This window comes from Kribbella sp. DT2, assembly GCF_049844575.1.
In the GTDB taxonomy this organism is placed as follows: domain Bacteria; phylum Actinomycetota; class Actinomycetes; order Propionibacteriales; family Kribbellaceae; genus Kribbella.
Window position 1 is genome coordinate 178,077 of sequence record NZ_JBNCLH010000010.1, and the last position, 22,382, is coordinate 200,458.

The 22,382-nt window shown below is 69.2% G+C and carries 23 protein-coding genes; 11 read left to right on the forward strand and 12 right to left on the reverse strand.

Translation table 11 applies throughout. The features are described from left to right. Positions 1-4: 4 nt before the first annotated feature. Positions 5-1,516 carry an ABC transporter substrate-binding protein gene (locus tag ACLQ2O_RS34960; protein WP_425840625.1) on the forward strand — a complete coding sequence of 504 codons (1,512 nt, stop codon included), beginning with the start codon at positions 5-7 and terminating at the stop codon, positions 1,514-1,516. 105 nt (positions 1,517-1,621) lie between these two features. Here the strand turns inward: ACLQ2O_RS34960 and ACLQ2O_RS34965 are convergent, their stop codons facing one another. Genes ACLQ2O_RS34965 through ACLQ2O_RS34980 form a run of 4 tightly spaced genes read right to left on the reverse strand, consistent with a single transcriptional unit; the run spans position 1,622 to position 6,780 of the window. Beyond that, positions 1,622-3,607, reverse strand: a complete 1,986-nt coding sequence (locus ACLQ2O_RS34965; RefSeq protein WP_425840628.1) for an aldo/keto reductase — start codon at positions 3,605-3,607, stop codon at positions 1,622-1,624. 24 nt (positions 3,608-3,631) lie between these two features. Beyond that, entirely contained in the window at positions 3,632-4,459 is an 828-nt protein-coding gene (locus ACLQ2O_RS34970) for a carbohydrate ABC transporter permease (RefSeq protein WP_425840631.1), read from the reverse strand. After that, a complete protein-coding gene (locus tag ACLQ2O_RS34975) occupies positions 4,449-5,492 on the reverse strand; it encodes a carbohydrate ABC transporter permease (RefSeq protein ID WP_425840634.1) in 1,044 nt (347 codons plus the stop codon). Before ACLQ2O_RS34975 ends, ACLQ2O_RS34970 begins: the two co-directional genes overlap by 11 nt. A 1-nt stretch (position 5,493) precedes the next feature. Beyond that, complete coding sequence (locus ACLQ2O_RS34980) at positions 5,494-6,780, reverse strand: extracellular solute-binding protein (protein WP_425840637.1); 1,287 nt, start codon at positions 6,778-6,780, stop codon at positions 5,494-5,496. Between the two features lie 192 nt (positions 6,781-6,972). Between ACLQ2O_RS34980 and ACLQ2O_RS34985 the strand changes: the two genes are divergently transcribed. Then, the gene (locus ACLQ2O_RS34985) at positions 6,973-7,617 is read left to right on the forward strand and encodes an HAD family hydrolase (RefSeq protein ID WP_425840640.1); all 645 of its coding nucleotides are present in this window, start codon (positions 6,973-6,975) and stop codon (positions 7,615-7,617) included. Here ACLQ2O_RS34985 and ACLQ2O_RS34990 read toward each other — a convergent pair. Beyond that, complete coding sequence (locus ACLQ2O_RS34990) at positions 7,546-8,655, reverse strand: MFS transporter (RefSeq protein ID WP_425840643.1); 1,110 nt, start codon at positions 8,653-8,655, stop codon at positions 7,546-7,548. The genes ACLQ2O_RS34985 and ACLQ2O_RS34990 overlap by 72 nt on opposite strands. Then, complete coding sequence (locus ACLQ2O_RS34995) at positions 8,655-9,272, reverse strand: HAD-IA family hydrolase (RefSeq protein WP_425840646.1); 618 nt, start codon at positions 9,270-9,272, stop codon at positions 8,655-8,657. The genes ACLQ2O_RS34990 and ACLQ2O_RS34995 overlap by 1 nt, the downstream gene beginning before the upstream one ends. A 47-nt stretch (positions 9,273-9,319) precedes the next feature. On the opposite strand from ACLQ2O_RS34995, the gene ACLQ2O_RS35000 reads away from it, so the two are divergent. Next, on the forward strand, positions 9,320-10,519 hold the full coding sequence (locus ACLQ2O_RS35000; RefSeq protein ID WP_425840648.1) for an ROK family protein: 1,200 nt from the start codon (positions 9,320-9,322) through the stop codon (positions 10,517-10,519). Here ACLQ2O_RS35000 and ACLQ2O_RS35005 read toward each other — a convergent pair. From ACLQ2O_RS35005 to ACLQ2O_RS35015, 3 genes are all read right to left on the reverse strand, one after another. Continuing rightward, positions 10,516-11,163 carry a DinB family protein gene (locus ACLQ2O_RS35005; protein ID WP_425840651.1) on the reverse strand — a complete coding sequence of 216 codons (648 nt, stop codon included), beginning with the start codon at positions 11,161-11,163 and terminating at the stop codon, positions 10,516-10,518. The genes ACLQ2O_RS35000 and ACLQ2O_RS35005 overlap by 4 nt on opposite strands. Further along, entirely contained in the window at positions 11,160-11,972 is an 813-nt protein-coding gene (gene thiD / locus ACLQ2O_RS35010; protein ID WP_425840654.1) for a bifunctional hydroxymethylpyrimidine kinase/phosphomethylpyrimidine kinase, read from the reverse strand. The genes ACLQ2O_RS35005 and thiD overlap by 4 nt, the downstream gene beginning before the upstream one ends. A 113-nt stretch (positions 11,973-12,085) precedes the next feature. Further along, positions 12,086-13,048: a thiamine-phosphate kinase gene (locus ACLQ2O_RS35015; RefSeq protein WP_425840657.1), complete on the reverse strand. Its 963-nt coding sequence runs from the start codon at positions 13,046-13,048 to the stop codon at positions 12,086-12,088. Between the two features lie 127 nt (positions 13,049-13,175). On the opposite strand from ACLQ2O_RS35015, the gene ACLQ2O_RS35020 reads away from it, so the two are divergent. From ACLQ2O_RS35020 to ACLQ2O_RS35030, 3 genes are all read left to right on the forward strand, one after another. Next, positions 13,176-13,412 (forward strand): Lrp/AsnC family transcriptional regulator, encoded by a 237-nt coding sequence (locus ACLQ2O_RS35020; RefSeq protein WP_184806149.1) that lies wholly within the window; start codon positions 13,176-13,178, stop codon positions 13,410-13,412. Positions 13,413-13,444: 32 nt separating this feature from the next. Beyond that, the gene (locus ACLQ2O_RS35025; RefSeq protein WP_425840660.1) at positions 13,445-13,960 is read left to right on the forward strand and encodes a DUF3515 domain-containing protein; all 516 of its coding nucleotides are present in this window, start codon (positions 13,445-13,447) and stop codon (positions 13,958-13,960) included. Between the two features lie 282 nt (positions 13,961-14,242). Next, positions 14,243-15,070 carry a hypothetical protein gene (locus ACLQ2O_RS35030; protein ID WP_425840663.1) on the forward strand — a complete coding sequence of 276 codons (828 nt, stop codon included), beginning with the start codon at positions 14,243-14,245 and terminating at the stop codon, positions 15,068-15,070. Between the two features lie 331 nt (positions 15,071-15,401). On the opposite strand, the gene ACLQ2O_RS35035 is transcribed toward ACLQ2O_RS35030, so the two are convergent. Both ACLQ2O_RS35035 and ACLQ2O_RS35040 read right to left on the reverse strand, forming a co-directional pair. Next, entirely contained in the window at positions 15,402-16,412 is a 1,011-nt protein-coding gene (locus tag ACLQ2O_RS35035; protein WP_425840666.1) for a hypothetical protein, read from the reverse strand. Between the two features lie 191 nt (positions 16,413-16,603). Next, positions 16,604-17,068 (reverse strand): MarR family winged helix-turn-helix transcriptional regulator, encoded by a 465-nt coding sequence (locus ACLQ2O_RS35040; RefSeq protein WP_425840669.1) that lies wholly within the window; start codon positions 17,066-17,068, stop codon positions 16,604-16,606. A gap of 68 nt (positions 17,069-17,136) precedes the next feature. Between ACLQ2O_RS35040 and ACLQ2O_RS35045 the strand changes: the two genes are divergently transcribed. The 5 genes from ACLQ2O_RS35045 (at position 17,137) to ACLQ2O_RS35065 (ending at position 21,197) form a co-directional block, all read left to right on the forward strand. Next, a complete protein-coding gene (locus ACLQ2O_RS35045) occupies positions 17,137-17,505 on the forward strand; it encodes a VOC family protein (protein WP_425840672.1) in 369 nt (122 codons plus the stop codon). A gap of 217 nt (positions 17,506-17,722) precedes the next feature. Then, complete coding sequence (locus ACLQ2O_RS35050) at positions 17,723-18,139, forward strand: YciI family protein (protein ID WP_425840675.1); 417 nt, start codon at positions 17,723-17,725, stop codon at positions 18,137-18,139. Then, entirely contained in the window at positions 18,139-19,350 is a 1,212-nt protein-coding gene (locus ACLQ2O_RS35055; RefSeq protein WP_425840677.1) for an RNA polymerase sigma factor, read from the forward strand. Before ACLQ2O_RS35050 ends, ACLQ2O_RS35055 begins: the two co-directional genes overlap by 1 nt. A gap of 66 nt (positions 19,351-19,416) precedes the next feature. Continuing rightward, the gene (locus ACLQ2O_RS35060; protein WP_425840680.1) at positions 19,417-19,944 is read left to right on the forward strand and encodes an ArsR/SmtB family transcription factor; all 528 of its coding nucleotides are present in this window, start codon (positions 19,417-19,419) and stop codon (positions 19,942-19,944) included. Then, positions 19,941-21,197: an MFS transporter gene (locus ACLQ2O_RS35065; protein ID WP_425840683.1), complete on the forward strand. Its 1,257-nt coding sequence runs from the start codon at positions 19,941-19,943 to the stop codon at positions 21,195-21,197. Before ACLQ2O_RS35060 ends, ACLQ2O_RS35065 begins: the two co-directional genes overlap by 4 nt. A gap of 37 nt (positions 21,198-21,234) precedes the next feature. Here ACLQ2O_RS35065 and ACLQ2O_RS35070 read toward each other — a convergent pair whose 3' ends face one another. Further along, positions 21,235-22,368, reverse strand: a complete 1,134-nt coding sequence (locus ACLQ2O_RS35070; protein ID WP_425840686.1) for a D-alanine--D-alanine ligase family protein — start codon at positions 22,366-22,368, stop codon at positions 21,235-21,237. Positions 22,369-22,382 lie beyond the last annotated feature (14 nt).

The window sequence follows — 22,382 nt, forward strand, 5'->3', positions numbered from 1 at the left end:
ACAGATGAGGAAGCGAAAGCTGGTGGTGGCCGCCCTGGTCGCCGTGACGGCGCTGGCGACCGGGCTGAGCGCCTGCTCGCCGGCGAGCGAACCGGGCTCCGGGGAGCAGGTGCTGCGCTACGCGCCGTCGATGTTCCCGGTCTCGCTGGACACCCACAAGTACGCCGGCGAGGAGGCGGTGCAGACCGCGATCCAGCAGATCATGGAGCCGCTGGTCCGCGTCGACGGCGGCAAGATCGTGCCGGTCCTGGCGGCGTCCTGGCAGAACCCGGACCCGAACACGTGGGTGTTCAAGCTGCGCGAGGGCGTGAAGTTCAGCGACGGTACGCCGTTCACCGCGAAGGACGTCGTCGCGTCGTACCAGCGGCACCAGAAGCTCGACGGCCCGCTGGTCCCGCTCTACGCGAGCGTGACGTCGTTCGCGGCGACCGACGACACGACGGTCACGGTGAAGACCGGCAAACCGCTCGGCACGCTGCTCAGCTCGCTGACGCTGCTGTTCATCGGCCCGGCCGGCAAGGTCGACAGCGAGGGCTTCTTCAACAAGCCGATCGGCACCGGGCCGTTCACGGTGACCGCGTTCCAGCCCGACGAGAAGCTCGAGCTGGCCGCCAACCCGTCGTACTGGGACGGTGCTCCGCAGCTGTCGAAGCTGGAGTTCGTGAACATCCCGGAGGTGGCCGGGCGGATCACCGGGCTGGAGAACGGTGAGGTCGACGTGCTCACCCAGATCCCGCCGGACCAGGTCGCGTCGGTGAAGGACAGCCAGGGCATCAGCTACGCGACGACGCCGAGCTGGACGTACTACTTCGACTGGTTCAACCACAACCGCAAGCCGTTCAACGACCCGCGGGTCCGGCAGGCGATGTGGCACGCGCTGAACCTGGAGGGCACGGTCAAGGACCTGTTCGGCGACCTCGCGACGGTCGCGCAGGCGCCGCTGGCGCAGGGCGTGATCGGTGCGCCGAAGCTCGCGCCGTACGCGTACGACCCCACGAAGGCCAAGCAGTTGCTCGCGCAGGCCGGCTTCCCGAACGGCTTCAGCACGTCGATGCAGTGGCCGCTCGAAGGTGGTCCGAACATCCGCGCGCTGGCGCAGGCGATGATCTCGGACTGGGCGAAGATCGGTGTGAAGGTCAAGCCGCTGGAGAAGGAGCGGGCCCAGTGGCTGGAGGACTTCGGCAAGCTGAACTGGGACATGAACCTGCAGACCAACGTGAGCGGCACTGGTGACGCCGACTACACGCTGGCCAGGCTCTACGTCTGCTCGGCCAAGCGCAACGGCTACTGCAACCCGGCGCTGGACAAGCTGCTGCTCGACGCCCGGACGTCGATCGACCAGGGCGCCCGCGCAAAGCTCTACACCGAGGCGGGCCAGACCCTCTGGAAGGATGCCGTCGGCATCTTCCCGGCCGACCTGGCCAGCAACAGCGCGCACCGCGAACGGGTGCAGAACTTCGTGATGCCCCCGAGCGGCCGCCCGCTGTTCACCAAGGTCACGGTGTCGGGCAACTGACCGAAACCGGGCCGGCCCACGGAGAGCCGGCCGGCCCGGTCCCGACCTTGTGCACCGGTCAGTCGTCTCCGCCCCGGATTCGTGGCTGAGCGGTGCACAAAGTCGTCAGTTCGCGGTCAGGTAGGCGACCTCTTCGGCGGTCAGGGTGACCGAGAGGCCCGGCAGCGACGTGCGGGTCTCGGAGATCTGCCGCGGGCCGATCAGCGGGAAGACCAGGTACGGCTGGTGCAGCAGCCAGGCCAGCGCGATCGCGGTCGGCTCGACACCCTTGGCCGACGCCAGCTCCCGGGCCCGGTCGAGGCGCTGGAAGTTCTCGTCGGAGTAGAAGCAGCGCACGAGCTCCTCGTCCGAGGTGTCCTCCGGCTTCGCGCGTCCGGTGAAGAACCCGCGGGCCTGGCTCGACCACGGGAACAGCGCGACCTGCCGGTCCCGCAGCCACGCCTGCGACTCGTCGTCGCTGACGTGCCGGCAGCCCTTCCACGGTACGTCGTACGCGCGGGCCAGGCTGAGGTGGTTGCTCAGCAGCGTCAGCGGCTGCTTGCCGTTGGCAACGGCGTACGCGTTGGCCTCGTCGAAGCGCGCGGTGCTCCAGTTCGACCCGCCGAACGCCTTGAACCGGCCGGCCCGGAACTGCTCGTCCATCGCGTCGACGAACTCCCCGACCGGGATCTCCTCGTTGTCGCGGTGCATCAGGTAGAGGTCGACGTGGTCGGTCTGCAGCCGCTGCAGGCTCTCCTCCAGCTGCCGCCCGATCGACTCCGGGTCGCAGTGCGGCGTGTGCGCGCCCTTGCCGATCACCACGACGTCGTCGCGGTTGCCGCGGGTCTTCATCCACTGCCCGAGCAGCTTCTCGCCGCGCCCGCCGCCGTAGATGTAGGCCGTGTCGAACGTCGTACCGCCGCGCTCGACGAAGTCGTCGAAGATCGTCGCCGCGTGCGTCAGCGTGTTCTGGTTGTCGACGCCCATCACCAGCCGCGAGACCTGCTTGTCCACGCCGGGTACGGCGCCGTACGTCATCGGGGCGTCGTCGCGCCGGGCCAGCGGACGGCCGGTCGCGGTCGGCACCGCGGCGTCGTCACGCTCGCTCGCGTACTGCTGCCCGATCAGCTTGCGCCACTCGTCCTGGACCGCCAGGTTGCCGAGCGTGTCGGCCCAGGTCATCTCCTGGGCCTGCCGCTGCGCGATCCCGGCGGCCACGGCGTCGGCCTCGGCGGCGTAGATGTAGGCCGGCTCCGCGGAGACGTCCCGCGGCTCCTGGCCGATCTTGTGCACGGTGACGTGCGTCGGCTTGCCGTCGCCGGCGAACCACGGGTCCTCGACCACGAGGTACCCCTCGCTGCCGAGGATCTTGACCAGCGGCTCGTCCTTCAGCCGTACGCCGGTCTGCACCTGAGCGGTCAGGCCGCTGTCGAAGAACAGCGTCGCGACCGCCCACTCGTCGGCGCCGGTCTCACCGACGTGGCCGGCCGCGGTGACGGCGGCCGGGTCGGCGAACGGCTTGCCGATCGCCGCGCCCGCGATCAGCCGGGCGTACGAGACCGGGTACCCGCCGACGTCCAGGATGCCGCCGCCGGCCAGCTCGTCGGCGTACAGGCGGTGCTCGGCGCGGAACTGCGCCTGGAACGCGAACGACGCCTGGATCTGGTGCACGGTGCCGATCTCGCCGTCGCGGACCAGCTGGGCCACCAGCTTGGTCTGCGGCAGGCAACGGTACATGTACGCCTCCATCAGGAGGACGTCGTTGCGGACCGCGGCCTCGATCATCGACGCGGCCCAGGACCGGTTGATCGCGAGCGGCTTCTCGCACAGCACGTGCTTGCCGGCTTCGGCGGTCTTGATCGCCCACTCCGGGTGCAGTGGGTGCGGAGTCGCGATGTAGACCGCGTCGACGGTGTCGTCGGCGAGCAGTTCCTCGTACGACGCGTGCCGGTGCGGGATCGAGTACTTGTCCCCGAACGCGTCGGCCGAGTCCTGGCTGCGGCTGCCGACCGCGGCCAGCACACCGGTGGACGAGGACGGGAGCTGACTGGCGAACCGGGAGGCGATGTTGCCGGTGCCGAGGATTCCCCAGCGAATCTTGTCGAGTTGCACGTAGGCCCCTTGGGAAGTGGTCGATCAGAATTTCATGGCGCCGGCGGCGATGTCGGCGATGAAGTGCCGGCCGCCGATGATGAAGACCCCGATCAAGGGGATCACGCTCATCAGGGCACCCGCCATCACCATGCTGTAGTCGGTGCCGTAGACACCGTTCAGCTGCTGAAGGGCGACCTGGAGCGTGAGCCGGTTGGGGTCCGTCATCACGATCAGCGGCCAGAGGTAGTCGTTCCAGACGTTGATGAAGGTGAAGATGCCGAGAAAGGCCAGACCGGGCCGCAGCACCGGCAGGCCGACGGTGAGGTACTGCCGGAAGAAGCCGGCGCCGTCGACCTTGGCGGCCGAGATCAGTTCGTCGGGGATCGCGCCCTTGGCGTACTGGCGCATCCAGAAGATGCCGAACGCGTTCGCCGCGCCCGGGATGATCAGCGCCTTCAGCGACCCGATCCAGCCGAACTCCGCCAGCGTGACGAACTGCGGCACCAGCGCCAGCTGGGACGGGATCATGAAGGTGACCAGCAGGATCCCGAACAGCAGGTTCCGGCCGGGGAACTCGTACTTGGCGAACGCGAACGCCGCCAGCGAGTCGAAGAACAGCACCAGCACGGTGACCCCGAGCGAGGCGATCAGCGTGAGCAGCATCGCGCCGAAGAAGTCGATGTTGTCCAGCACGTTGCCCATGTTCTCGAACAGGTGCGAACCGATCAGCAGCTTCGGCGGGTAGGTGAAGATGTCCGGCGTGGTGTTGGAGGCCATCACCAGCATCCAGTAGAACGGGAACAGCGAGACGGCGACGCCGAACATCAGTACGACGTGCCCGACGACGGTCCTGACGCGTTCAGTGCGCATCGGCGTACTCCTTCCCGGCCTTCTCGGCCTTCTGGGCGGCGATCTTGCGCTGCGCCCGGCGGGCGGCCCGCTTGGTGATCCGTTCGTCGTCGTTGCCGCCGATCAGGCGCCAGTTGATGATCGAGAACAGCACGATCAGCAGGAACAGCGCCCAGCCGATCGCCGCGCCGTACCCGAACTGGTTGGAGCCGAAGGCGTTGTCGTACAGGTAGGACACGATGGTCAGACCGCCGTCGCCGGGACCGCCGATCGAGCCGCTGGCGCCGAACAGGACCTGCGACTCGGTGAAGATCTGCAGCCCGCCGATCGTCGAGGTGACCGTGGTGAACAGGATCACCGGGCGCAGCAGCGGCACGGTGATCTGCCAGAACTGCTGCCGCTTCGACGCGCCGTCGACCCGCGCGGCCTCGTAGATGTCGGACGAGATCGCCTGCAGGCCGGCCAGGAAGATGATCGCGTTGTAGCCGGTCCAGCGCCAGGCGACGATGGTGGCGATCGCGACCTTGATCCCCCACGGCTGGCTGAGCCACTCGATCTTGTCCAGCCCGATCGAGGTGAGGAACGCGTTCAGCAGGCCGAAGTTGTTGCTGAAGACCGAGCCGAACACCATCGTGACGGCGACCACCGAGGTGATGTTGGGGATGAAGTACGCGATCCGGTAGAAGCTGCGGAACCGCGTCGCGTTGTGCAACGCGTTCGCGATCACCAGGGCCAGCAGCAGCATCGGAACGGTCGAGATCACCCAGATGATCAGCGTGTTGGTGATCGACTTCCAGAACGTCGGGTCGGTGAGCAGGTAGCTGTACTGCTCCAGCCCGACCCACTTCATCGCGCCGATGCCGTCCCAGGAGTGGAACGACAGCCAGATCGAGAAGAACACCGGGAACGCGCCGAAGATCGCGAACAGGATGAAGAACGGCGACACCGCGGCGTACTGGGGCAGGGCCAGCCGGAACTTGTTCGGCGGCTTGTCGGGAGCCGGGTCGGTGGTGGTCACCGTGGCGGGACCACGCAGTGCGTCGCTGACGGCCACCTCAGATCACCCCCGCCCGGGTGAGCTCGCGGTCGATCCGGTGCTGCGCGTCGCGCCACGCCTGGTCGGAGCTCTTGGCGCCGATCTCCACGTTCACCAGCTCGGACGTGAGCGCGTCGGAGATGATCGTGTCGTACGGGCTGAGATAGGTGCCCGGGTACTTCTGCGCGGAGTCGGCGAAGACGTCGACGATCTTCTGGCCGCCGAAGAAGTCGTCCGGGTTCGACAGCTTGGGGTCGTCGTAACTGGCGGGGGTGGACGGGAACAGGACCGGGTCGAGGAACGACTGGGCCTGGTTCTTCGCCGACTCCAGCCAGGTGATGAACGCGAACGCGGCCTCGGGGTTCTTGCAGTACTTCGTGATCGCGAGGAACGAGCCGCCGCGGTTGCCGGGACCACCGGGGGCCGGCGTGACCCGCCAGTTCCCCTTGGTCTTGGGCGCCGCGTTCTTGGGTCCCAGCTGGGCCCACCAGACCGCGCCGACGAAGGCGGCCAGCTGGCCGTTGGTGACGACCGCGTTGGCGTCGGTGCTGCCGTCCTGGGCGCCGGCCGACAGGCCCTCCTTGGCCACCTGGACGGCCAGGTCCCAGGCCTGTTTGATGTGGTCGTCGGCGCCGGTGTACTGCCCTTCCGGCGTCATGTAGCGGTTCGGCAGCTGGGCCAGGCGGTAGCGGAAGACCGACGTGATGTTGTCGGTGATGGCCGAGCCCGGCACGCCCTGCTTGAGCTTCTTGCCCAGCTGGATGTAGGCGTCCCAGTTGCCCGCCGCCGCGGCCACCTCTCCGGGATCGGTCGGCAGGCCCGCCCTCTGGAAGATGTCGGTGCGGTAGAACAGCGCGGTCGGGCCGGTGTCCATCGGGTAGGCCATCATCCGGTTCTCCGGCGTGATGCCGAGCTTCCACTTCCACTCGAGGAACTGGTCCTTGAACTTGTCCGCCCCGAGCTCGTTCAGGTCGACGAACTGGTCCGCGTTCGGGAAGTACGTCGCGACGTCGTCGTTCAGGCCGACGATGTCGGGCACCATCGACTTGCCGGCCAGCGAGGTCAGCAGCTTGGTGTTGTAGTCGCCGCCGATCCGGGTCAGCGAGATCTTCATCCCGGGCGCGCCCGGGATGCCTTTGGCCGCCTGCGCGACCAGGTCGTCGTTCACCGAGCCGGTCCAGGCCCACAGGCTCAGCTCGTCGGCGGCACCGAGCGAGCTCCCGGAGCCGCAGCCGGTGAGGCCCGTGGTCGCGGCGGCGGCGCCGCCCGCGCTCAGGGCCAGGAACTTCCGTCTGGTCAGAGTCATGCGCCTCACCGGGCTCTCTGTGTTCGATTGCGCCAGAAGTTGTTCACAAGTGTTCAGATGACCTCAAGGTAAGCGCATACCAACTGAACCGGTCAAGGGTTCAGTTCCCCCGCGCCTGATCCGGCCACACCGTGCGCGGAGGCTGAGACCCTTGATCGGACGCTACTCCTGGAGGCTGGTTGGATGGCGGGTATGAGCATCGATACCGTCCTGTTCGACGCCGACGGGGTGATCCAGCGGCCGACGGTCGACTGGCAGGCCACCCTGGCGACCTTCCTGCGCCCCGACCAGTCGGCCGACGAGTTCGTGCTCGACCTGATGACGTCCGAGGGCCCGTCGCTGGCCGGCAAGGGCGACTTCCGGGACGCGGTCGCGTCCGTGCTGCAGCGCTGGGAGGTGACGACGCCGCTCGAGCAGGTGCTGGCGCTGTGGGAGCAGTTCGTCGCCGTACCGGAGGCGATCGACGTCGTGCAGGAGCTGCGGGCGGCCGGAGTGCCGTGCCACCTGGCGACCAACCAGCAGGCGTACCGGCGGGAGATCATGAACGACCGGCGCGACTACGGGCAGTGGTTCGACCGGTCGTTCTACTCGTGCGACCTGGGAGTGGCGAAGCCGGAGCCGGCGTACTTCAAGACGATCCTGAGCGCGATCGACCAGCGGGCGGCGTCGGTGCTGTTCGTCGACGACAACCCGGACAACGTCGCCGGAGCGCGGGAGGCCGGGCTGCACGCCGAGGTGTTCCACCTGTCCAGCGGCGTACCGGTGCTACGCGGGCTCCTTCACGGGTACGGGCTGCCGGTCGCGGCTGATGGCCCAGAGCAGGGCCAGCAGGGGTAGCGGGATCAGGAAGGCGGTCCGCAGGTCCAGCCAGCCGGCCAGCGCGGCCAGGAAGGTAGGGGCCAGCAGGATCGCCGTACCGGAGGCCAGGGCGCCGAGGGATGCCAGACGGGCCGGGTTGATGCCTGGGGTGGCGACCAGGGCGGCGATGGTGAGCGGGTAGATCGGCGCCGTACCGAAGCCGGCCAGCGCGAGGCCGACGGTCACCACGGCTGGGGCGTCGAACGAGGTGACCAGCAGCGTCCCGGCCGCTGTGAGGATGCCGACCGGGACCACCGGTGACCAGTCGCGCCAGCGCAGCGGCCCGATCGCGCGTCCGACGGCCATGCCGATCGGGAAGGCGCTGCCCAGCAGGGCCGCGGCCGCCATCGGCACGCCGGTCGCCGCCAGCCGCGCCACCGCCCAGACGACGAAGCAGAACTCGACGGCAACAGCCAGTACGACGCGCAGCCAACCGCGGAACAGGTGGGAGGCAGGCGCTCTCTGGGTCTCGTCGTGCGGGCTGGGCCCGTCGCCTGGGCTGGGCAGGGCGGCCAGCAGCAGGAACGGCGGCACCGCGGCGAGCAGGGCCAGGCGACCGGTCGCACCGAGCGAGTCGACCGCTCCGATGGCCAGCGGGCCGAAGATGCCGATCCCACTGCCGACCGCGTTGACCTTCGTGAGTCTGACGGCGGCCGTCGGGCCGTGCAGGAGCAGTGGCGCGACCAGAACGAGCAGTGCGCCGCCCACCCCGATCAGGAGTCCACCGGCGATGGCCAGCGCGAAGCTCTGCGCCAGCGCGAGGCAGACGGCTCCGACGGCGCAGACGAGCGAGCCCAACCGCAGCACAGTGCCGATCGCGACGGTCCGCAGCAGCAGCGCACCGGTCGCCGCGACGATCAGCAGACCAACGGCGAAGGCGGACGACAGCAACGCCAGCTGGTCGGTCGGCTTGTCCAGGTCCCTGGCCAGCACCGCGACCGAGGCACCGAGTCCGGCCAGCAGGAAGCCGAGAGCCGCGAGAGCCAGACCGATCCGCAGCTCGACGCGCTGGGCCATCAAGGGACCGTCAGGAGTGCGGCGAGCTGGCGCAGGTCGGTCAGGTCGAGATCGCCCGTCAGCCCTTTGAGCGCGGCGGTCCAGGCGCCGGCCGCCTTGCCCGCCTGCAGGCCGACCTCCGCGTCCTCGACGACCAGGCACTGCCGCACGTCGACGCCGAGCAGCTCCGCACCGCGCAGGTAGCCCTCGGGGTCGGGCTTGCCCTTGGTGATGTCCTCGATGGTGACCAGCACCGGCGGCACGATGCCCGCGGCGGTGAGCCTGGCCTTGGCGAGCCGCTGGTCCGCACTGGTGACCACAGCCCAGGGCAGGCCGCGCTGCTCCAGCAGGTCGAGCAGCTCGTGCGCACCGGGGGCCGCGACGACGTCCGACAGGTCGTCGTACTGCAACTCGTGCTGGCGGCCGGCGGCGATCGCCCGGATGGTCGGGTCGAGGCCGGGCAGGACTCGTTCGACCACGGACTCGGCAGGGCTGCCGTGCGCGACGGCGAGCACGGCGGATGCTTCGACGCCGTACTCGGTCGACCAGGTCGTCCAGGCGCGCTCGACGGCGGCATCCGAGTCGACCAGAGTGCCGTCCATGTCGAAGAGAACCGCGCGGATGTCCTGTGCGTGCATGACCGCCTCCATTAAGCTCGTTCTCCGAGGATAACCTGGAGACGATTGTGAACAGAAGAGGACGGTGGCAGACCGCGTCCGACGTGCTCGGTCTGGTCAGCCGGCAACCCGGCATCACCCGTACGGCGGTGGCCAAGGCGCTGCAGCTCAGCACCGGCTCGGCGACCGAGGTCACCGCGCGCCTGCGCGACCTGCACCTGCTCAGCGAGTCCCCGGCGCCGATCCAGGGCCGTGGCCGCCCGACCACCGTGCTGGCCGCGCATCGGCTTGGGCCCGTCGTACTGGCGCTGGAAGTGCAGCAGCGCGGCTGGCGGAGCGCGGTGGTCGCGCTGGACGGGACACTGAGGGAGGTGCGGTCACGTCGCTACCGCGGCAAGCGGCCGGAGGCGGTCGTGTCGACGTTGCGCTCGTGTGTTGCCGGTACGCAGGAGCTGTACGGCTCTCGGCTGCAGGCCGTCGCCCTGGCTATGCCAGGGACTGTGCGGGGCGAACACCTGATGCAGGCGGTGACTCTCGGCTGGGCCGATGTCGACCTGTCGGGGGTGGTCGAAGGCGCAGGGCTCGCCCTGCTGACGGGGAACGACGCGACCCTCAGTGGTGTGGCCGAAGCGCGAACCGGAGCCGCCGCGGGCGCTGGAACCGCGCTGCACCTCATCGTCGAGGTCGGAGTCGGCGGCACGCTGCTCCTGGACGGCGTACCGGCTGGTGGGGCGACCGGCACGGCCGGTGAGTACGGGCACCTGCCGTTCGGAGACCGCTCACTCACCTGCCCGTGCGGCGCGCGCGGCTGCTGGGACCTGGAGATCGACGGCCGGGCCCTGGCCCGCCACCTGGGCGAAGGAGAGCCCGACGACTCGTACGGCTACGCAGAGCAGGTGCTCAGACGACTGGTCCCCGGGCTAGTTGGCCGGCCTGACTCCGCCGCCGCCCGGCCCGGTGCCACCCCCGCACGCCGGGCGGTCGAGACCGTGGTGGCCGCGCTGGGCTCCGGGCTCGCTGGTCTCGTCAACGCGCACGACCCGTCGGTCATCACGCTCGGCGGGCTGGCCGTCCCCCTCCGCGTTGCGGCCCCGGCGGCCTTCGCCTCGGCGTACGAGGACAACCTGATGACGTTCCACCGCGCTGCTCCCCCGCCGGTCCTCGACGCCGCCCACCCGACGGACGGCGTACTGCGTGGTGCTGGGGCGCTGGGCGTGGACCACCTGATCAGCGAGGGCGGGCTGACCGCCTGGGCGGACGGGCGTTAGCTTTCGTTGTCCTCAGCAACCACCGCGGCCTGTTCCTCGGTCCCGTCGCCCTCCTCCGTGGATTCCTCCACGACGGGCTTCGGGGCGGGGACGATCGGGGGTTCGACCTTGGCGAGGATCTCGATGATGTCGTGCCGGTGGTGCTGGATCTCGTGCGCGGTGTGCCGGACGATCCAGCTCAGCGAGCGCGGCGCGCGCACCGGGTAGTTGTACAGACCGAGCCGAGCCAACTCCTGCGGCGTCAGCACCTTCGCCGCCGTGCCGAACTCGCGCGCGAACTTCATCACCGCCGCCCCGACCTCGACCGGGCTCTGGAACTCGTACTTCTCCTGCTTGACCCGCCCGGTCCGGTCCATCGGCGCGTACACAGGCCGGTCCTCGGCCAGGCACTGCGCGATCCGCAGTCGCTGCACCTCGAGCACGTCGCGCACGTGGCACGCGTACTCGATCGCGGACCACACCTCGGGCTCCGGCCGCAGCCGGACGACGTCCGGGTCCGGCCCCGCGGCCGCCTTGGTCAGCGCCATCGCCGACTCGGCCGCCTGCCGGACCAGCAAGGTCACAGTCCCCTGCAGGTCACCCGTGCTGTAGTTGAAGCCGCATTGCTCACACAGCCCGTCGACCGGCGGCTGCTGCTTGCTCACTGCTGTCCACTCCCTCGCTGACGCCACGCGTGATCCACAGGCCCGATCCCACCACCCAGGGCGAACCCGTTGGCGATCGCACCACTGATGTACTCCTTCGCCGCACCCACTGCCGACGGTACGTCGTACCCGCGCGCCAAGTACGACGCGATGGTGCTCGCCAGCGTGCAGCCCGTCCCGTGGGTGTGCCGGTTGTCCGCCCGCGGCCCACTGAACTCCTGCCTGGTACCAGGCCCGTGCAGTACGTCGACAGCAGTGTCGCCGGTGTCGTGACCGCCCTTGACGAGCACCCAGGTCGCACCGGCCTCCAGCAGCGTCTTCGCCGCCACCTCACGGTCGTCCAGCGTCCGCAGCTCCACACCGGCTACCGGGCCGAGCTCGGTGAGGTTGGGCGTGAGCACAGTCGCCAGCGGGACCACCTCGGTGCGGACTGCCTCCATGGCCTCCGCACCGAGCAGGGCGTCGCCGTGCTTCGACACTGCGACCGGGTCGACCACTACAGGCACGCCCGACGGCAGCGTGCGCAGCAGGGCGGCCACCACCCGGACCATGCCGGCCGAAGCGAGCATGCCGGTCTTCACCGCGTCCACCCCGATGTCGTCGACCACACTGCGGAACTGGGCCTCCACCTGCTCGGCCGGCAGCTCCCAGGCGCCCTGGACACCCAGGCTGTTCTGGGCGGTGATCGCCGTGAGCACGCTCATCCCGTGCACGCCGTTGGCCAGCATGGCCTTCAGGTCGGCCTGGATCCCGGCGCCACCACCGGAGTCGGACCCGGCGACGGTGAGCACTCTGGGCGGGGCGATCATCTGCTGCTGGCTCCTCGGTCGGTTCGTGCGTTCATCGCGGGCTCGTACGGTCGGTTCATGCGTTCACGGCGCGCTCGTACGGTCGGTTCGCTCGATCATCCCGGCTCGCCCGGTCAACTCGTGAAGTGGGCGTGCCCGGCGTGGGACTCGAACTGTTCGCCGTCGACGGTGACGGTCCCGGCCGGGCGGTTTTCATTGCCCTCAGCAACCGTTCCGATGACGGTCCAGCCGTCCGGGACGTCGGCCGGCTCGAAGGTGCCGACCAGCGCGTGGTCCTCACCCCCGGTCAGCACGAACGTCAACGCGTCCAGCCCGGTCGCCGCGGCGACCGCCTGCAGCGGCTCGGGGATGGCCAGCGCCGGGGTCCGGACGTCGATCACCACCTCGCTCGCCTCGGCGATGTGCCGCAGGTCGGCGATCAGCCCGTCGCTCACGTCGCACATCGACGAGGCCCCGGCGATCGCGGCCCGCGGCCCCTCGGCGTACGGGGGTTGTGGACGGCGGTGCGCGTCGACGACCGTGCGCGGCGAGCGGAAGCCGCGCGTCAGTACGGCGTACCCGGCCTCGGCCCACCCGAGCCGGCCCGCGAAAGCCAACTCGTCACCCGGCCGCGCGCCGGACCGCAGGACCGGCCGACGCCCGTCGAGCGAACCGAACGCGGTCACCGACACGATGATCTTCTCGGACTGCACGGTGTCGCCGCCGACGATGCTCGCGCCGACCAGCTCGGCCTCGTCGGCCAGGCCCTGGTTCAGCTCGACCGCCCACGCCGTCGGCAGCTCCGCGGGCCCGCCGAAGCCGACCACGAGCGCTGTCGGGCGGGCCCCCATCGCGACCACGTCGGCCAGGTTCTGCGCCGCGGCCTTCCGGCCCACGTCGTACGCCGACGACCAGTCCTGCCGGAAGTGCCGGCCCTCGACGAGCAGATCGGTGGTGATCACCATCCGCCCGTCCGGCACCGCCACCACGGCCGCGTCGTCCCCCGGACCGACCAGGACGTCCTCACTGGTGGACAACCCCCGGGTGACGGCCGCGATCAGCCCGAACTCCCCGGTAGTGCCCAACGTCTCTGTCACGTCAGTAGACCTCCCATATCGCCGACTGGAGTCTAGGCGGTACGGTGACCAGGCAACGACGAGTACGCCCGGCCGCTCTGCAGTACTGTGGCCGGTGCCCGCTGAGGACGACTGAGTGGAGAACGACGTGGTGGTCCAGGCCTACATCCTGATCCAGACCGAGGTCGGCAAGGCCGCCGACGTCGCAGCGCAGATCGCCGAGGTCCAGGGCGTCACCCTGGCCGAGGACGTCACCGGCCCGTACGACGTGATCGTCCGCGCCGAGGCCCGCAACGTCGACGAGCTCGGCAAGCTGGTCGTCGCCCGGGTCCAGAACGTGCCCGGCATCACCCGCACGCTGACCTGCCCCGTCGTCCACATCTGACCATCGACCGGCCAGCCCCCACGCACACCCCCGTGGGCCGCTCGACAGCGCGCGTCCGAACTCACGGACGCGCGCTCGCCGTTGCCCGCCCCGGTTTCGCGCTGACCGTCGGATGCATCTTCCTGGCAGTCCTCACGGCCTGCGGCTCCGACCCGGTCCCGATCGCCGTACCGGAACCGGCCCCCGAGGTCACCGACGCCTGCACACCCCTCGTCAAGGCCCTCCCCCCCAAGATCCTCGACGCCGAGCCGCGCGACACCGATCCCCCCAGCCCCCTCACCGCGGCCTACGGCGACCCACCCATCGAGATCACCTGCGGCGTCTCCCCACCCGCCGGCATGGCCGAAGCCCAGTCCCAGTGCTTCGAGGTCAACGGCGTCGGCTGGTACGCGAAGGAAGCCGGCAACGGCGTCATCTTCACCACCATCGGCCGCAAACTCTACGTAGAAATCGCAGTCCCCAAGACGTACTCCCCCGAAGCAAACGCCCTCACCGACGTCTCCGACGCCGTGAAAACCCACAACACCCTCATCACCCCCTGCACGTAGCAAAACGGAGCTACCGCCCCCATCCGCCCACCAGCTTTCCGGGCACCCCTGCGTTCGAAAGCGGAGCTACCGCATCCATCCGCACACCACCCCTCCAGCCGACCCATCTCTGCGGATCCTGAATGTGCGCCTGCCGTCGGAAGCCATCTCCCCCGATTCGCCTCTGCGTTACCGGTTTCCGCTGCGCCTCAACTGGCCTCGGCCTCTCTCGCCAGTCGACCTTCGCGACCACTGTGCGCCGCCCTCGTCACCTGGTCTACGGTTACTCTCCGTGGAGGGTCGATGAGCCAGGGGATTATCCGGTTTGCCGAGTACCGAGCGTTCGACGAGCAACGCATCGAGGCAAGCAACGCGATGATGGGGTTGCTTGCCGGCGCCCAGCTGGCGTCGCACCTGCTCCAACTGACCGACGGCTCCGACACTCTCCTCCCCGAGGTGTTCCCTCGGGTCCCGCACATCAGGCGGTTCAACCTCCGCACCCAGGCCGCCAAGGAGATCCTCCAAGCGGCCGACACCTACCTCGGCGCGATGAGCGTCCCCTACGCGCTTGCCCTTCACGAAGACTTCCTCAAGTCCTGCACAAGCCTCCTTGCCCGTGACGGCCAAATCGCAGCGCCGAGCCGTCCGGTACTGGCCCAACTTCACGATCTGATCGAGACAGCAACCGGCGCGACCTTCAAGCCGAACAGCATCATCCAGATCGACACTCTGCGGCTGATGCGCAACTGCACAATCCACAGTGGGAGCCGAGCCAGTCAGGCACTGGTCGATCAGGTCGGACGCTGGACACCAACCGTCGAAGCCAACTGGGCACGGCTCACCAACCAGACTTTGACAGGCATCTCCGTCGGCGACCGGATCGAGTTCGGGCATGCCGAATTGATTCTCACGCTGGCTGTGACGAAAGCACTCGCTCGGCAAGCCAACATCATCCTGCGTGATTCCTTGAGTCGTGAGCTCTGGGCACAACTGGTCGTGGAGGACGTTCATGTCGAGGAGCGCCAGCCGATGAACAAGCATCAGCTGGAGCGCAAGGTCCAAGGTATGGCCCGCCGTCACTACGCAGCCCTCCATCTGACCGCGGACGAACTCGGCGCGGCGATGGCTTGAGCAGGCGTCGCGACAAAAAAGTGGTGGGGCGCCCGGGGGGCCCCCACAACAAAAAGTGGGGGGCGTGGGCTGGTGGTCCATGAAAAGGCGACCCGGTGTGCCGGGATTCGAACCCGGATCGTCCACTTCAGCCAGAGCATCCGGTCATGAACCGAGGGGACGATCTCCCAATGCTCCGATCATGCTTGGTCCGCAGACCCAACATGCCTCAACGATATCAGCCGGCACCTGCCGAGCAAAGCACGTTCGGGCGCCCATCGGTTGCCACGCTCGACGCCGAAGATCGCTGGGCAGGGAGCTGCCGCACCGCTGACTGCGATGCTCCACCTGGCTAACCCAAGTGGAGGTTGCCAGTTACCGCCGCCAGGTTCCGCAGTTGGTTGATCTTGTCGGGGAGGTCTCGCAGTGCGTTGCTGATGGCGGCTTCGATCGTCGTGCGGTCCCCCATCCATCGGGCCGCGGGGGCCTCGTCGAGGGCGACGCGGAGGCGTTCGCTGAGGACCTGGAGGTGGTTTCTGGTGACGCTGAGGAAGAGGTCCGGTCCGGGCCAGGCCAGGTTGCCGCCGACTGCGGCGTACGTGGTGAGGATTCTCCTGACCCGCTCAGGCTCTCTGTCTCCGAAGATGTACGCGACCCGGGCCGCTTCGAGGGCTGCACTGTCGGTGCGGACGCTGTCCCAGTCGACGAGGACGGGGCCCGACGCAGACCTGACGATGTTGTGGGGCTTGAAGTCGCCGCGGGTTGTCACAAGGTCCGGTACCACGTCACAGAGGTCCGCGATTCGTTCGGTGACCGCGAGGATGTGCGGGAGCGTGTCGAGGTACAGGGCCGTCCATAAGGCGTCACGGTCGCGGGCCTTCGCGAGCCAGGCCTCCCAGGTCGCCGGCGACTGGACCGCTTGCCGCCACCACTGGGGCAAGCCGACTCGGCCGAGTGGCTGCAATCGATGGACCTGCAGCATCGTCCGGCCCAGCCATGCCGAGAGGTCTTGGTCGGGCTGGGACGTGGGATGGTCGATCCATCGGTGGACCCTGAAGAGCCGGTCCTCGACGCGGGCCAACCATCCCAGGACAGGGTCGACCGGCGCTATCGGCTCCGGCATGTCCACACCTGCCGCGAGCGCTTGGCGCTCGAACTCCATCGCGACCGCCAACTGGTCGGTCAAGTGCTCGCCGTGGAACTGGCCACCTGTCGTCGGAAAGTAGCCCTTCAAGAAATAGCGCCCTGTCGTGGTGTCGAGCCGCCACGCATCGGTGTCGCCACGCCGGACATGAACGAGGCTGCCGACGGGGATCCCTAGGTCGAAAGCCGCCGCGATCTCGTCCGGAGTCGGCGTGTGCAACGGTCCTCCAGGATCGGCGTACGAGCAGCGTTCTCAGTGATCAACGGCCGTGACGACGAAGGCGTTCCAGCTCACTGCGCGGGCGGGTCCGCCGGACGTCACGCCCGCGGCGCTGGTACGACGTACGGCACCGCCCGCGGCGCTGGTACGACGTACGTTGTGTACGTCGCCACCCGGCAGTGAATCGATCGTCACTCCACCGTCTGGCGACCGTCGTCGCCGGCGCGCAGGGAGTGGATCATGCTCTGCAGGATCCGGAACACCGCGGACTGGTCGGTCTCGGTCAGGTCGGCGGTCATTCTGAGCTCGACGGAGCGGACGGCCGCGGTTGCCTTCTCGAGGCTGGCTCGGCCGCTTGGTGTGAGCTGGGTCGGGAGAACTTTCCCGACGGGTGCCTGCGTGGGCCTGGTGACGTAGCCGTCTCGTTCGAGGGTCTGGAGCAGGACGTTCATCGACTGCCGGGTCACGAACGCGCCGCGTGCCAGCTCGGAGTTCGACAGGCCCGGGCGTTGGGCCAACAGTTCGAGGCAGGAGTAGTGCGTGATGCTCATCCCGAGCGGCCGGAGTACTTCCTCCATGGCTGCGCGCAAGGCGCTCGACGCCTCTTTCAGCAGGTAGCCCAGTGACGTCTGCAGGTCGACACCTTCTTGACTCATGTCAGTATTCTGACATAGCTTGAGCTGTGTCAGCTAACTGACACACCTATCTGAAGGAGCGTCAAGTCATGCCCGTCACCGGACCCGATTTCGTCTCGTTGCAAGCGCGCGACCTCGCCGCCTCGCAGGCGTTCTACGAGCAGTACCTCGGCCTCGTCCGCTCGCCGGCCGGACCGCCGCACGCCGTCGTCTTCGAGACGAAGCCGATCGCGTTCGCCCTCCGCGACGTCGTTCCCGGCACCGATCTCGCCTCCGTCGCGCAGCCCGGCATCGGCGCGGCGATCTGGCTCCACGCCACGGACGTCCAGGCGATCCACGACACCCTCGTCGCCGACGGGCACACCATCGTCTCCGCCCCGATCGACGGGCCTTTCGGCCGGACGTTCACCTTCGCCGACCCCGACGGCTACCAGATCACCCTCCACGACCGCGGCTGATCGGACATCGGGCTGTTCATCGTTGATTCGCGTTCAGCATTGCTCCGCACTGGTTGATTGGTGGAGCAGGTCGCCGGGTCGGCCGGGCGGCTGCTGCACGGCTGGAAGCGGCAGCTCGATATTCCCCCACGAACCCGTGTCCGGTTCTGCGTGGGGGCGTCGACGTGGGGGGTGAGAGGCGCCACAGTGGTGTCACTCGCTGACCGAGGAGACGAGCATGAAGTACATGATCCTGAGCTACGCGTCGCAGGAGGACTACGACGGGATGGGCGGCAAGGACACCGGGAAGCCGGCCTGGACCGAGGCGGACTTCGCGGCGATGGGGGCGTTCATGGAGAAGTTCAACGCCGAGCTGGTCGAGTCCGGGGAGCTGGTGGAGACCCGCGCGCTGGCGGCGCCGGCGCTGACGCGGCGGATCGGGTCGAAGGACGGCGAGTCGGTCGTCACCGACGGCCCGTACGCCGAGACGCAGGAGGTCCTGGCCGGCTACTGGATCGTCGAGTGCGACTCGTTCGACCGGGCGGTCGAGATCGCGTCGCGGCTCGGGGACACGCCCGCGCCCGAGTTCGCCCGTGCCACCGCGTACGCCGACATCCGCCCGGTCGTCGGAGGACGCGACGAACTGATCAGCTGATGGACCGACCGGTCGAGGACCTGCTGCGCGAGCTCGCGCCGCGGGTCCTCGGCACGCTCGTCCGCCGGTACGGCCACTTCGACACCGCGGAGGACGCCGTCCAGGAAGCGTTGCTCGCGGCAACCGACCAGTGGCCCGGCGAAGGTCGTCCCGACAACCCCGTGGCCTGGCTGATCACGGTCGCCTCGCGTCGGCTCACCGATCTCCTGCGCGCGGAGCAGGCCCGCCGGCGCCGCGAGCAGCAGGTCGCCCAGTGGACCGCCGTACCGCCGGAGCCGGTCACAGACTCCGACGACACGCTCATCCTGCTCTTCCTCTGCTGCCACCCGTCGCTGTCGCCGTCGTCGCAGATCGCGCTGACCCTGCGTGCGGTCGGCGGCCTGACCACCACCGAGATCGCCCGCGCGTTCCTGACCACCGAGGCGACGATGACGCGCCGGATCACCCGCGCCAAGCAGTCGGTGAAGTCCAGCGGCGCCCGGTTCTCGCTGCCGCCCGACCACGTCGACCGTCTGAGCGCCGTACTGAAGGTCGTCTACCTGATCTTCACCGAGGGCTACGCCAGTACGACGGGTCCGCAGCTCCACCGCGTCGAGTTGACCGCCGAGGCGATCCGCCTGGCCCGGATGCTGCACGGCCTGCTCCCCGACGACTCCGAAGTCACCGGTCTGCTCGCGCTGATGCTGCTCACCGACGCCCGCCGCCCCGCGCGCACCGGCCCGGCCGGCGAGCTGATCCCCATGGACGAGCAGGACCGCACGCTCTGGATCCGCCCCGCGATCGACGAAGGCGTCGCCCTGATCACCGCCGCACTCCCCCGCGGCCCGCTCGGCCCGTACCAACTCCAGGCCGCGATCGCCGCCGTCCACGACGAGGCCGCCACCGCCGAGGCGACCGACTGGCCGCAGATCGCCGCCCTGTACGGCGTACTGCTGCAACTCACCGACAACCCGATGACCACGCTCAACCACGTCGTCGCCGTCGCGATGTCGGAGGGCCCGGCGGTCGGCCTGCGCTACCTCGCCACCATCGACACCGATCCGCGACTGACCAGCGACCATCGCCTGTACGCCGTACGCGGTCACCTGCTGGAGAAGTCCGGCGACGCCACCGGCGCCCGCGCCGCCTACGAGCGCGCCGCCGAGCTGGCCACCAGCCTCCCCCAGCGCCGCTACCTGAACAAGAAGCTCGCCCAGCTGACTCCCCAATAACCATTTGACAGTCGAGGCCCGGGCAACGCATCGTTCTCCCCAAGACTTGTTGGGGAGTGAGGAACGATGACCGACGACGACCTCAAGGAACTGCGCGCCGTGGCCCACCCGGTCCGGCTGCGCATCCTCTCGCTGCTCACCGGATCGGCGATGAGCGCCGCCGAGGTGGCCCGCGAGCTCGACCTGAGCCACGCGAACGCGTCGTACCACCTGCGCCTGCTGCTCGAGTCGGGCTCGCTCGTGGAGGCCGGTGAGGAGCGGATCCGCGGCGGCATCGCCAAGCGCTACCGCTACCCGCACGAGGAGCGCGGGCAGCGCCGTACCGGCGGGACCACCGAGGACCGGATCGCCGAGCTACGGGCCCTCGGGCGTGAGCTCGAGCGACGCCTGCTGCAGCGCAAGCGGACGTCGATCGGCCACCTCAGCGACATCGACGCCTGGGTCCCGCCGGAGGTCGACCAGCGCGTGCGCGACCTGCTGATGGAGGCGTCCATGCTGCTCCACGACAACAACCAGCCACCCCGTACGCCGGGAACCGTGCACCTCAGCGCGACCTCCTGGATCTTCGAGATGACCCGGAAGGCCCGCTCGTGAAGGACCGCTCCGCCCTCGCCCCGCTCCGCAACGCGAACTTCCGCAACTACTGGCTGGCCCGCCTGATCGACCGCGCCGGTACGACGATGGCCGGCGTCGCGCTCGCGTTCGCGGTGCTCGAGGTCAGCGACTCCGCGACCGCGCTCGGCGTGGTGTTGGCCGCGCACAGCATCCCGATGGTCGTGTTCATGCTGGCGGGTGGCGTCCTGGCCGACCGGTTCGGCCGGACCCTGGTGATCCAGGCAACGAACATCACCTCCGGCGTCACCCAGATCGCGATCGCGGGGCTGGTGATCACCGGTACCGCCGAGATCTGGATGCTGGTGGCGCTCACCGCGGTCAACGGCACGACCACCGCCGCGAGGATGCCGGCGATGGCGGGCCTGCTTCCCCAGCTGGTCCCCCGTGACCAGCTCAAGGCCGCGAACCTCGTGGCCGCCGTGCCCGAGAACGCGTTGATGGTGCTCGGTCCGGCGGTGAGCGGCTTGCTCGTGATCGCGGTCGGACCGGGCTGGGCCCTGGCCGTCGACGGTGCGACGTACCTGGTCGCGGCGCTGCTACTCGTGCGGGTGCGGATCCCTCGCCCGGTGGAGGGTCAGAGCAAGGGCGTCGTCGCCGACCTGCGGGAGGGATGGACGTACTTCCGCAGTACGACGTGGTTGTGGGTGGTGGTCGTGGCGTTCACCCTGCTCAACGCCATCAGCAGCGGCGCGTTCAACACGCTCGGCCCGGTGCTCGCCACCCAGACCGCCATCGGCGAGGCCGGCTGGGGACTGATCCGCTCGGCCGAGGCGGTCGGGTACCTGGTGTGCTCGCTGATCCTGATCCGGCTCACGTTGCGGCGACCGCTGCGCTGGGGCATGGCCGCGATGGCCCTCCAGGGCCTGCCGATGATGGTGCTCGGCTTCGAGCCGGTGCTCGTGGCGGCGATGGTGGCGACGTTCGTCGGCGGCCTCGGCAGCCAGATCTTCAACCTGGGCTGGGACCTGGCCATGCAGGAGCACGTGCCGGACGAGATGCTGTCGCGGGCCTACTCCTACGACATGCTCGGCTCGTTCGCCGCGATCCCGCTCGGCCAGCTGGCGATCGGTCCGCTGGGGCTCGCCTTCGGCCTCCAGCCGGTGATGCTCGTGGCCGGGGCGGCGTTCGTCGTCATCTCACTGGCGCCGCTGCTGTCGCGGTCCGTACGGGACCTTTCCCGCGCGACGGCAGCAGCCAGTGGGACACCCGCCGAGCCCCAGCCAACGAGCTGAACCGTCCGATCAGGCCAGGCCGATCAGACCAGAGCGATCAGCGCAGACCAGTCGGGCGGGTCTGCGCCAGCGTCAGCAGCCGGTCGACCAGCGCCGGGTAGTCCAGCCCCGAGGCCGCCCACAACCGCGGGAACATGCTGGTCGGGGTGAAACCGGGCATCGTGTTGATCTCGTTGATGACGACGCGGCCGTCGCCGTCGAGGAAGAAGTCGACGCGGGCCAGGCCCTCGGCCTCGATCGCGTCGAAGGCGGTCAGCGCCTTGGCCTGGATCTCGGCCACGACCTCGGCGGGCAACTCGGCCGGCACCGACAGCGCCGTGTACTCCTCGCCCTCGGGCAGGTACTTGGTCTCGAAGTCGTAGAAGTCGTGCCCGCCACCGGAGATCGAGATCTCGCCGCAGACACTCGCCTCGGGCTGACCGCCGTTCAGCCCACCCAGTACGCCGACCTCGATCTCGCGCGCGTCGTTCACCGACGCCTCGACGATCACCTTCGGGTCGTGCGCGCGCGCCTCGGCGATCGCGTCGTCCAGCTCGTCGACCGAGGTGACCCGGCTGATCCCGAGGCTCGACCCGCCACGGGCCGGCTTCACGAACACGGGGAAGCCGAGCTCGACCACGGAGGCGCGGCAGGCGGCGGGGTCGCGCAGCCAGTCGCGGTCGCGGATCACGACGTACGGGCCGACCTCCAGCCCGGCGGCCGCGAACACGACCTTCATGTAGTGCTTGTCCATGCCGACCGCGCTGGACAGGACGCCGGAGCCGACGTACCGGATGTCCGACATCTCCAGCAGGCCCTGCAGCGTGCCGTCCTCACCCCAGGGGCCGTGCAGCAGCGGGAAGACCACGTCGACCTCGCCGAGCGTGCTCGGCACCCGGTCCGGCTCGGAGACGATCAGTTCGCGGTCGCTGCCGAACAGCACCGGCGACGCCGTCACGTCCACCTCGGGCAGCTTGCCGTCGGTGATCGACAGCCGGTCCGGGTCGCCGCTCTCCAGCACCCAGTGCCCGGACGTCGTGATCCCGACCGGTACGACGTCGTACTTGTCCCGGTCGATCGCCTGCAGCACGTTGGCCGCGGTGACGCAGGAAATGGCGTGCTCGCTCGACCGGCCACCGAAAACGACGGCGACGCGGGGCTTGCTTTTTTCGTCCCTCGAGAACTCACTCACCGGCTCGACGATAG